The sequence below is a fragment of the Flavonifractor sp. An91 genome (assembly GCF_002159225.1).
In the GTDB taxonomy this organism is placed as follows: domain Bacteria; phylum Bacillota; class Clostridia; order Oscillospirales; family Oscillospiraceae; genus Flavonifractor; species Flavonifractor avicola.
Window position 1 is genome coordinate 1 of the sequence record NZ_NFHA01000096.1, and the last position, 955, is coordinate 955.

General features: G+C 63.0%; 2 protein-coding genes. Both read left to right on the forward strand.

Annotated elements, in window-relative coordinates; translation table 11 throughout:
* The coding region (locus B5G42_RS17605) for a DUF3849 domain-containing protein (protein WP_087273174.1) at positions 1-591 on the forward strand (591 nt) is incomplete at its 5' end.
* Positions 575-955, forward strand: a 381-nt coding sequence (locus tag B5G42_RS17610; RefSeq protein ID WP_140399893.1) for a ClpP family protease, incomplete at its 3' end; no start/stop codon positions are given. The genes B5G42_RS17605 and B5G42_RS17610, both read left to right, overlap by 17 nt.

A 955-nucleotide genomic window follows, 5' to 3' on the forward strand; every position in this document is an offset into this window, starting at 1 on the left:
CGGGCCGGCTTCGACGGTATGCACCTGAAAGCGGACTGCGCCCGCGGCGTCATCGCCCAATATGGCTTCAAGCGCGTGGGCTGGGTGCTGGCCAACACCATTCAGAAGAAGCGGTGGGATGGCCGGTTCCGTCCCCGGCACAAGGAGTGGGCCGACACCATCTTCATCCCCACCTGCGGCCGGACAGGCGAGTACATCGTGGAGAGCCACCCGGCGGTGCTGGACGGCTTTGTGGAAGCATTCCTGGACGAGGTAAAGGGACTCTCCCTCTTTGACGCCTCCCAGTGCGACACACTTTCGGGCCGCAGTCTGGAGGGAGAAGTCCTGGTCCTGAGCCCGGCGGCGCTCAAAGAGTCCTGCTGGTCTCCCCGCAATCAGCTCTGGCTGGCGGAAAGCGGCTTTGGATGCAGCCCCCATGCTTCCGGCCGGGCAATCTATGCAACCTGCCTCGGGGATGGGGAATGGGCCAGATGGAACAGGGGCGATTTCATCGGCATCCTCCGGGACGAGTATTTCCCGGAGTGGGCAAAGCAGACCGTAGACACGCTTCGGAAAGCAGAACAGGAGGCGCACGATGGCCTATCTACCTAATGTTCTCAGGGAGACCAGCGAGGGGCTGAACCAGATCCCGATTCAAGACATCCTGTTCCAGAAGCGGGAGATTTTCTGCATTGGGCCCATCACGGAGGACACCGCCTCGGCGCTGGTTCTGCAGCTCCGCTTCCTTCAGCAGGACGCACCCGGGCAGGAGATCACCATGTATATCAACAGTCCCGGCGGCGAGGTCCCCAGCGGCCTTGCCATCTACGATGTCATGAAGGCGGTCGGCTGTCCGATGCGGACCATCTGCACCGGCACCGCCGCCAGCATGGCCGCAGTCCTGTTCCTGTCCGGCGACCGGCGGGACATGCTGCCCCACGCCAAAGTCATGATACACGACCCGCTGATTCCGGGC